General features: G+C 63.0%; 5 protein-coding genes and 1 pseudogene. All 6 read right to left on the minus strand.

The window, feature by feature from the left end:
- Nucleotides 1-1,526, minus strand: a pseudogene (locus tag H5U38_02075) (SAM-dependent DNA methyltransferase).
- Nucleotides 1,527-1,971: 445 nt separating this feature from the next.
- On the minus strand, nt 1,972-2,256 hold the full coding sequence (locus H5U38_02080) for a T9SS type A sorting domain-containing protein (GenBank protein MBC7185800.1): 285 nt from the start codon (nt 2,254-2,256) through the stop codon (nt 1,972-1,974).
- 2,654 nt (nt 2,257-4,910) lie between these two features.
- The gene (locus H5U38_02085; protein MBC7185801.1) at nt 4,911-6,473 is read right to left on the minus strand and encodes a hypothetical protein; all 1,563 of its coding nucleotides are present in this window, start codon (nt 6,471-6,473) and stop codon (nt 4,911-4,913) included.
- A 22-nt stretch (nt 6,474-6,495) separates the two neighbouring features.
- Nucleotides 6,496-8,031: a hypothetical protein gene (locus H5U38_02090; GenBank protein MBC7185802.1), complete on the minus strand. Its 1,536-nt coding sequence runs from the start codon at nt 8,029-8,031 to the stop codon at nt 6,496-6,498.
- A 32-nt stretch (nt 8,032-8,063) separates the two neighbouring features.
- A complete protein-coding gene (locus tag H5U38_02095) occupies nt 8,064-8,864 on the minus strand; it encodes a PQQ-like beta-propeller repeat protein (protein ID MBC7185803.1) in 801 nt (266 codons plus the stop codon).
- 184 nt (nt 8,865-9,048) lie between these two features.
- The gene (locus H5U38_02100; GenBank protein MBC7185804.1) at nt 9,049-9,930 is read right to left on the minus strand and encodes a T9SS type A sorting domain-containing protein; all 882 of its coding nucleotides are present in this window, start codon (nt 9,928-9,930) and stop codon (nt 9,049-9,051) included.
- Between the last annotated feature and the right edge of the window lie 55 nt (nt 9,931-9,985).

The following is a 9,985-nucleotide window of genomic DNA, read 5'->3' on the forward strand; positions in this document are numbered from 1 at the left end:
CCCATTTTGGGCGGGCACAAGGCCCGCCCCTACGATGGTTGCCCCATTTTGGGCGGGCACAAGGCCCGCCCCTACGATGGTTGCCCCATTTTGGGCGGGCACGAGGCCCGCCCCTACGGTGGTTGCCCCATTTTGGGCGGGCACGAGGCCCGCCCCTACGGGTTCAATTTCGCCGCGCCAGGCGTGGTAGGTGCGGGCGATACGCTGAATCTCCTCGTCGGTCAGTTCCCGGTGGGTGCGGTCCACCATGCGCCCCATTTTGCGGGCATCTATGAAAAGCACCTGACCACGGCGATCCCGTAACGGCTTTGCCTGCCCGGCGGGAGGGCGCCCGCTCTTATCGCGGGCCAGGAACCAGAGGCAGGCCGGAATCTGGGTGGAGTAGAACAGTTGCCCCGGCAGGGCGATCATGCAGTCCACCAGGTCGGCCTCAATGATGTTCCTGCGGATTTCACCCTCTCCGGCCTGATTGCTGGACATGGAGCCGTTGGCCAGCACAAAGCCCGCGTAGCCGGTGGGCGCCAGGTGGTGGATGATGTGCTGTACCCAGGCAAAGTTGGCATTGCGCACGGGCGGCACGCCGTACTTCCAGCGTTTGTCCTCGCGCAGGAGTTCGCCGCCCCATTCCTTCATGTTGAACGGAGGATTGGCCAGGATGTAATCGGCCCTGAGGTCGGGGCAGCGGTCGTTGTGGAAGGTATCGCCCTGTTCAATCTTACCGTCAATCCCCCGAATTGCCAGGTTCATCTTGGCCAAGCGCCAGGTGGTGTAGTTCGACTCCTGGCCATAAATGCTGATCTGGCTGCGGGCGCGGCCACCGTTGCCGTTGCCGGTGGCATGGGCCTCGATGAACTCCACCGACTGCACGAACATCCCCGCCGAGCCGCAGCAGGGGTCATAGACGCGGCCCTTAAACGGCTCGAGCATCTCCACCAGCAGACGGACAATGCAACGCGGGGTATAGAACTCGCCGCCTTTCTTGCCCTCGGCGCTGGCGAACTGGGCCAGGAAATACTCGTACACGCGGCCCAGTACATCCTTGGCCCGGGCGTCGGCGTCGCCCACGCGGATGTTGGTAACCAGGTCAACCAGTTGGCCCAGACGCTGTTTATCCAGGGCGGGTCGGGCTAGTCTTTGGGGAGCACACCTCGCAGCGAGAGGTTATCCCGCTCCACCGCATCCATGGCCTCGTCTATGACTTGCCCGATGGTGGGCTGGCGGGCGTTTTGCTGGAGACGTTCCCAGCGGGCCTCGGATGGCACCCAGAAGATGTTGAAGGCGCGGTATTCGTCGGGGTCTTCCGGGTCGGCACCCTGGTCACGCTCGGCCTCGAGTTTCCGGTGGTGGTCCTCGAAGGCGTCGGAGATGTACTTGAGGAAAATCAGCCCCAGCACGACGTGCTTATACTCGGCGGCGTCCATGGAGCCGCGTAGGGCGTCGGCCATCTGCCAGAGCTGCGCTTCGTAGCCGATATTGGCCGCGGTGACGTGGTTGCTCAGGCCCGTGGTGTTCTGCCTACGACCCATGTTCGTCCTCCCTCAACCCGAACGGGGCAGGCCCGCAATGTATCGCAGATCTACCGATCTCCACGCGGGGATAGCCGGTCATCTCGAACAACTCGCGCCGGGTCGCCCAAAAGCCCAAGGCCTGGTCGCACACTGACCTCCCGGGCGCGGCGGCGTCCGCCTTTCCTGGGTCACGTGCTCGACCACTGCAGGGAATGGCGGTTGCCACAGTTCGGAATCACCCCTCTCCCCCCATGCCCCTTCACCCTGCTACCCATATACACACAAACCCTCGCCTGCGCAGTGGGGCTGGGCTCTGCCGGCAGAGATCAGGCACCCCACGCACAAACTGCAAGAGAAAGGACACGCAGAGGTCATCCTGGCATCCAGGAGTGGTCACTCCACAACACACGTGCAAATGTAGGGAATTGCGGAGAGAAAGTCAAGCCTTTCGCGGGTCAGGGGATCACCGCAGGAGCACCACCTTCTGTGCCTGGCTGCCTGCCTTGCTCCTCAGCACACACAGGTACTGGCCACTCGGGAGGAGCCTGCCCTGGTCATCCTTCCCGTCCCAGGCAACCCGATGCGCGCCCGCCACCTTTTCCCCAGCCACAAGGGTGCGCACTTGGCGGCCCAAAAGGTCGTAGACGACCAAGGTTACTTGCTCGTCAGCCGGCAGGTAGTAACTCAGCAGGGCCGTGCCCAGAAACGGATTCGGCTGCGGTGGCAGCAGACGGAACTCGCCGGGCATCTCCCGCTCCGCAGGCGTTTCTACAGCGGCAGGCACCTCCACGCCATTGACAGAAGCAGCCTCCAGCAGATAGTGGATTACGGCAAAGCCGTACAGCGTCCGTTTCACCGGCCCAACACCGGGCGCGTACCATTCCACCCAGTCATTGTCGCTCCCCGAAAACCTGAAGAGGAAGCGATAACAGTTTGTGAACGTACCCGCGGGAACGGTCACGGTGTCTGTGGTGCTTTCCAGGGACACCGTCCAGTGGCTACCGGAGCGTGGCGCGGAGACTATCCACGCCTGGCCAATTTCGGCAGCAAAGTCCAGCCAGCACCTGGGGGTGTCGGTCGTGGCAACTACCAACTTGTTCTCCTCGCCAAACCGCACGTAGGCCCATCCCAGCTGCGGCAGGCCATCTAATTGGAAGAAAAGCTGCCCGCCGACGCGGAGTGTGTCTTTCACCTCCGAGTGCTGCTCACCCGTGAACCGCCACCAGTTGCCAACGGCCAACGGGAAGTAGCAGGCCAAATCGCCACCCTCGAGCCCCAACACGCGCGTGAGCGCCTGGCGCGCAGAGGCGCGCACGTCCTCGTCCGGGTCACTGAGGCAACCGCGCACGAGGGAGATGACCTCCGCGCGGCGCTGGCTGACACCCTGGCGCAGCTCGGCAAAGAGCAAGGGGTTTGCCACATCCTCGCCAACCCAGGGGCTCGTGCAGGCGAAGAGCCGACCGATGACCTCCAGCGCGTGCCGTCGCACCCACCACTCAGGCGCACCCACCGCCAGAAGAAGCTCCTCTGTGCTCCTGAACACCGTCGCTGCGTATCGGGCCGGAATGTTCCACAGGTGAATGCGCGGGGAGGAAAAATCTTGCCGCCACTCTCCAACCAGCCCCACGGACAGGTCGGGGCTCACCGTCACGTACCAGTAGTGGCGATCAATGCAGCCTGACGGGCAGTCTCCCCATCCCTTGGAAAAGGCGAAATGCCACACCCCGTTCTTTCTGAAGGCCTGGATATTGTCCCCGTCTCCCACGTAGCCGTTTGGCTCCGCCGTCAGGACCCCGGCGCAGGCCTCATAGAGGCGCGCGAGGAGTGGCGCTTTCAGCGGCGTGGCGAAGGTGAGCAACCACCATTGTGCCTGGCCCGACGGAAACAGAGCCCGTACACTCGTCAGCAAGAACTCGCGCCCAAGGGCATCCACCGCTTGGTTGCCCGTCCACAGCTCGCCCCTGGCCCAGGCCTGGGCCCAGGAAGCATCCGCATTCACCAGCAGTTCCGTGGGCACATAGTCAGGAAAGGCGTGGACCGACTCTACCGCACGCACAGCTCCGCGCGCCGCCTGGAGCGCCTGGTCGATCTCCTCAGCCAGGGCCATATCCAGCGGAATGCCTTTTTGCAGGCGCAGGGCCAGGATGATGGCATCCTGAGTGAGGGGCGCAGCGCGGTTCTCGTAGCGCCACACGCCATCGCGGGACGTCGCTATGTACACAACTCCCGCAGCGGAGGGGTCGGCAACCAGGCGGACAACGCCAGAGGTGAGGGTCTCTTCCACTTTTCGCATGCGAAACCACTGGCGACCTCCGTCAAAGCTCTCCCAAAATCGGCACGAGCGGTTGCTCCCGCTCCCTGCTGCCCACACGTGCAGGGGGTCGCCCGTGTCAATGGCCAGGCCCTTGAAATCGGTCCCTTCCTCCTGCAGCGCGAACCGCCACGCTTTCCCACCGTCGGCGGTCTGCACCACGGCGCCCGTCATCCCCACAAGCACGGTGTCGGAGCACCGCGGATGAAAAGCCAAAGATAAGCAACTATTCTCGAGGGTCACAGAGGGAGGAAAAAGCCGCTCCCAAGTGTTCCCCGCGTCTGTTGACTTGGCCGCCAAAGGGATGAAGAGGCACGTCCCGCCGCCCACCGCCCACACGGTGCGCCTGGCCGGATCCACCTTGAGGTCACGGACCGTGGCAAAGGGCCACCGGCAGACTCTTTCCCATGCCTCACTGCCCAGTGCTCTCCGGTAGACGCCCTCGGCACCACCGGCGAAAGTCTCGCCGCAGATACGTGGGTCAGGAAATCCGTCGAGCGCAAAGACGGCCAGCACCTCGGAGCGATCGAGGCCCTTGTCCATGGGGGTCCACTGAGAGTCGCTCGGGGTCCAGCAGTAGACGAGGGCTGTATCGGCACCATAGCCAGACGGTTGAGCTCCCGCGGCGATGCACCAGCCGAGCGGCCCAACATCATGAGGGTAGAGGGAGAGGATGGTTACCTCTTCCAAACCGAGTGAACGCCACTCTTTGCTTTGGGGATCTTGCACAAAGACGCCGTGTCTTGGGGTACCAACGAAGAGCCGTCCGTCATGGATGGCGAGGCATGTCGGCTGGTACGCCGCCATGCCCAAGGGCTCTAAGCTCTGTGCGAGGACGGAGGTACCAAGGCCGATGGTCAGTATCCCCACAGTAAGTCTTCGAAGCATTCCACCCTCCTCCGCGAAGCCGCATTTGCCCAGGCAAGAGACGCGCTGCCCCGCGGTAGTCGATTAAATGATTGGCTGTCCACTGCACGCACCCGCCCCCGCGTGCGGTGCGGCCCGAATGCGTCAGACTTCGACACCGTCCCGCCCGTCAAGCCGTTGGGACTGAGCCCACGTGCGAACGCTTTGGCAGCCGCAACGAACGATCATCGCAACAGCACCATTCGCCTACTTGTCCTCAACCCGCCCCTCTCAATCAGGTAGACGTAAACGCCACTGGCGACTGGCGTGCCGCAAGCATCTAAGCCATCCCACAGGACTGAGTGTTCGCCAGGGTGCAGGACGCCATCTACGAGCGTCGCTATTTCGCAGCCAAGCAGGTCGTAGACCTTGAGGCGCACGTGACGCTCTTTGCCTTCGTCAGGCAAAAGGAAACGGATGCGGGTGGAGCTATTGAAGGGGTTGGGAAAGTTCCCTTCGGGATGTGCCTCCTTGAAGACAGAGACCGTGTCACTTGTCACAGGGGGCGGGTCTGAAGCAAAGCACCTTGCTTTGATACCTCCAGAGCCTGTCTGCCAGCACGCGACAAAGCCGCTATCGGCAAAAGGCGCAAGGACAGGGAAGTTGTGGAGCAATCCAAACTCGGAGCGGCCATTCACCCGAAACTCCGGTCCCTTCGGGCTACCGTCGGCGGCGACACGCCGGGCGAAGATGTCGCATTTTGATCGGCCATCACTACCAGGGCGAGGCCAGTGCCGCCAACAGAAAAGCAAATCTCCGTTGCGCAGCATAGTAACACAAGGTTCGAGATTCCATAGATCCGGGGCGGGAGTATTGACCACGAATTCAGGCCCAAGAGTGGTCCCTCCCGGCGACACATGTCTGGCGCGAATATCCTGCCAATACTGATAGGGCGCTCTGGCCCAGCAGACCACCACCCCTCCGTCCCGCAGACTGCTCAGCGATGGCCTGGCAAAGGGCGCAACGTCCGCTCCAGTCACTTTGGTCTCAGCGCCAAGCCTGTTACCTAAGGAGTCAAACTGCTGGCAGAGAATATCCTCCCGGCTCTCACGGGTGTCGGTGGCCCACGATCTATGCCAGGAGGCGGCGAAACCGCCGTCGCTCGAGGGCACAACCTGGACCAGTTCCTCATCTCCCTCCACAGAGGTGTGAACCTGGAACTCGGTCCCCATGCGACTACCGTCTGCCGCAAAGCGCTGGGCAAACACCCCGTCTTCCCACCCATCCTGATCTTGGCTCTGCCAGCACACCACAAAGCCGCCGTCGCGGAGGGAGGCCACCGCAGCTCGCTGCTGAAAACCGGGAGTATGGGAATTCACCCTGAACTCCGGACCCAGCCGCTGGCCATTTGCCGAGAAACGCTGGGCCCATACGTCGGTTCGGTCCTCGCTTGGCTGATAATGGTTCCAGCAGACGACGAAGCCTCCGTCGGCAAAGGACGCCACTGCCGGCTCGGTGTGTCGCTCGCTTCTGGACGTATTCACCCGAAGCGGTGGGCCACTGGCAGTTCCGTCGGCAGCAAATCTCTGACAGTGCACCTCCCATCCTGGGGAGTCGGATCCTTGCGCTTGCCAGCAGATGACGAAACCGCCGTCGGCTAGGTCGGCGACCGCTGGCCAGCTTCCGCCTGTCACGCTGAACTCGCAGTCGGCGCAGCCTCCTTGCTGGGCATGTACCTGCACGCCGAGGAGCACGCAGCATCCGAGCATCGCTCTGATCAGCTCAGCAAAGCATGGAGTTTGTCTCACAACTTGTCTCCAGGGGGTTGATTCACCGCATCAACACCAGCTTCCAGGTCGCTGCCCAGGACCCTGCCACCAGACGACAGAGGTAAACTCCACCCGGCAGGTCGCTTCCCTGTTCGTCACGACCATCCCAGCCCACCTGGTACGCCCCCGGCGTCTCAGGGCGATCCACCAGCGTCCGCACCCTCTGGCCAAGCACGTTGACGACCTCCAGCCGCACTCGGCCGGGTACCGCGACTGCGTAGCGAATGACGGTCCGCGCAAGGAACGGATTCGGGTGGCTCGACAGCAGCGCGAAGCGCGCGGGCCCACCGGTTGCCGGCTCGTCCACCGACTGCCCGCCGCGGTAGATTTTTGCCATGCGCCGGTACAAGATGCGGTACGGCGCCTCGCTGCCATCCGTCCACACCACGTCCAAGGAATCGGCGCGGAACTTCTTGTAGCACACGCTTGGGTAGCGACTTGGCACGCCGTCGCGCTCGCTCACCGGCACAGGGTCAGGATACAGCAAGGTGCCATCGCGCGCCTGCATGTAGTAGACCTCGTCCTGGCTCACCCAGACCAGTGCGCTGGACTTGAGGTAGACGTCATCCACGCAGACCATGGCCTCTCCCCACGTGCTCACCTCTTCGTCGAAATGAGCGGGCGGGTTACCGAAAAGGAGCAGACTGTGGAAGCCGCCGCCACTTCCGTGGTCCCACACCACATGCACAATCTCCCCCTCCCCCACGGAGATTGCAGGGTGCCGGTGCGTCAGCAAGGACCTGCCTGACGACAAGTCCAAGGGGAGTGAGTCGAGGGGCGGGGTCCAGACACGTGTCCTCTCATCCATACGGCGGTAGCAAATCCTTTCGCCACCGAAGGTGGTCGAGTCCGCCCAAACGACGTGTACACTTCCGTCGTCAAGAAAGCTCAGATTGCACGCCAAGGCGGCAAACCGCGCATCCGCGCTCTGCTGGCCAATCCCCCGGAAGCAATACGAGGAGGGCTCGAGCGAATCTATGGGCAGCGAGGCAAAGAAGACGTCGTGCCACGTGCCTGTCGGGCCAGAGACTTGCTGCCGCCAGGCGAAATACAACTGCCTGGCGCCGGCCTCCACCACGGGGAATTCCGCGGTCAGCTTTCCGGAAAATGCAACAGGGTTGAGCGTCGACGGGAACGTTTGCCAGGTGTTACCACCGTCGGCGCTCCAGGAGCAAAGGATCTGCGTACTATCTTGGCTTTGCCACACCAAGAAGAGCCGGTCGTGCTCATCGATGGCCAGCGAGGGAAAGCACCCCTCGGCCAAAGTCACCGGCGCAGACCAGAGCTTGCCGTCGCTGCTGCGCACGAAACAGACCGTGGGCCGGCCGTCGATGAGGTCCTGGTAGACCAGATAGCGGTTATCCCTGCTATCCCTCACCATGCGGCGGCCGTTGTTGAAGGCGGTGGCCAACGGCGAGGAGGAGGTGGCCACCAGTACGGGCGATTCCCCCGTGGGCGCACCCTGCCCATGCAGCGGCACGCCCGCTGCGGGTGCCCCAAGGGCGAGGGCGACTGCAAGTAGAGTCTCGCTTCTCATGGCACCTCCCTTTGCTAGAAGAAGAGCTCTTGCTACCGCTGCGGCGGCGCTGCCTGAGAGGGACGGAAGGACTTCCCGGTGGCAACTTCGTGCTGCCAATAGGTGCCGTCCGCCAGGCCGACCTGCATATAGTCCTCACCACCGCCGATGAGTGACTGAACGGGGGAAGGATAGTTCCTTTCCCACAAGATGCTTCCGCTTCGCTGCTCCAGGACACGTAGACCGCGTTCGGTACACAGGACGACGTAGCGAAGGGAGAATTGGCAAGGATGCTCCTCCAGCCGCAAAGGAAGCCGCCAGACCAGCTTGGCATCTTGGTCGAAGCCGAAGGCGGCCGAAGAGGAAAAGGCAACCTCGATCAGCTCCTCCTGCGGCGGCACTGGACATGCGGCCCCTTGGCGCGGCTGTCGCCAGGGCAGCTCATTGCGGCGCGTCCAGCTGGCGACCAGCTGACCTGTCTGTGGGCGGAGGCGTACGTGCACCATCTCCCTGGCAGTTTCAACGGTGCAGGCCACCAGGGTGCAATCGGGCGGAATACTGTCCGCGCCCACTCCGACAAGCTTCCCATCAGCAGACCAGCGCCAGAGTTCCTTGCCCGTCGTAGGCTCGAGGGCCACCAGGACCGCCGGCTCGAAACTGCGCGCCAGCCAGATCGAGTCAGAGAAGGCCCATACTCGAAACTCCGGCATGGGAGTTTTCCACAGGACCTTGCCCTTCTCGTCAAAGGCGAATACGAACCTGTCGGTGGAACCGACGTACAGGGGTCCCTGGGGCTGCCCGGCACAGGTGAGGCCAAGCAACAAGACGCACAACCAACACTTTTGCGCGCTCATCGACTGTACCTCCTGGCATGGTCTTTCCGCCCAACCGCCTCAAGAGGCTGACACTGCACCAGCTTTTCCCCCCGCCTCTGCGCCCACTCGGCTCCCGGGCCGTTTCTTCGCGCAGAGAAGAATCCCCTCTGCCACGCAACGCCATTGTGCCCGCGTGGGGTCCCTCGTCAGTCGCGGACCGACGCTAACCCTTCTTTCCCGTTGCACCCCTCATTCCCGGCTGCGGCAGATAAAGCATCTTGATCGACTTGTCGAACAGCTTGCTTTTCAGACGACAGAAGTAGACCCCCGCGGGGAGAGGCACACCTCTGGCATCCCGGCCATCCCAGCGCAGCTGGTGCCAGCCGTCCGCCTGGAGACCCTCTGCCAACGTCCGCACCTTGCGGCCAGCCACGTCGTAGACCTCGACGGCGATCTGGTCCGTCGTTGCCAAGCGAAAGGAAATCGTCGTGGCCCCAATGAAAGGATTGGGGTAGTTTTGCGCAAGGCACCAGGACTGCTCCCGGGTAGGTCCGCCGTGCACCACCACCCCACGGGGCACATGGAATCGCACAGCCATGATATCCCACTTCCCGCCCCGAAAGCTCTCCCACGCCAGCCAGGCAGTGTCGCCGAGCACAGGAGAAATCACCGGCTTGCGGTTCGGAAAGGGGTCACTGGTCACCCTCTCGGGCCGGTCGTAGAGAAAGGGCGTGAAGAGGATGTCGGCAGAATCCCCGTGCAGGTGCGTCCATGCGCACGCCAGGGTTCCGACACAACCGAGCGGCAGATAGCGTAGACAGGGATCCACCTCTGCATGCAGACTGGGCGCGAGGTTAGTCGGTTCGCCGAAGACCAAGGAATCTGGCTCCAGCGCGGCAGCCATGCCATAGATTTGCTGATTACCCTCCGCGCTGCTCTGCCAGACTAGCGCGCTGCTGGGCGGAGAGAACCCTTCCGCCATCTGCGGGCTCGTCTCATCCCACGAGCTATTGGTGACTTGAATCGGGTCGGCCCAGTTCGCCAACTCGGGCTCCCACCAACTGAGAAAGATATCCCAATTGCCCGGCGCATCTCCCTGCCACACGAGCCAGAACCGATCTCCTCGTCCAAATGGGCTTGCAGCGAGGAAGGGCTTCGCC

This window comes from Calditrichota bacterium (genome assembly GCA_014359355.1).
Classification (GTDB): Bacteria; Zhuqueibacterota; Zhuqueibacteria; order JANLFK01; family Oleimicrobiaceae; genus Oleimicrobium.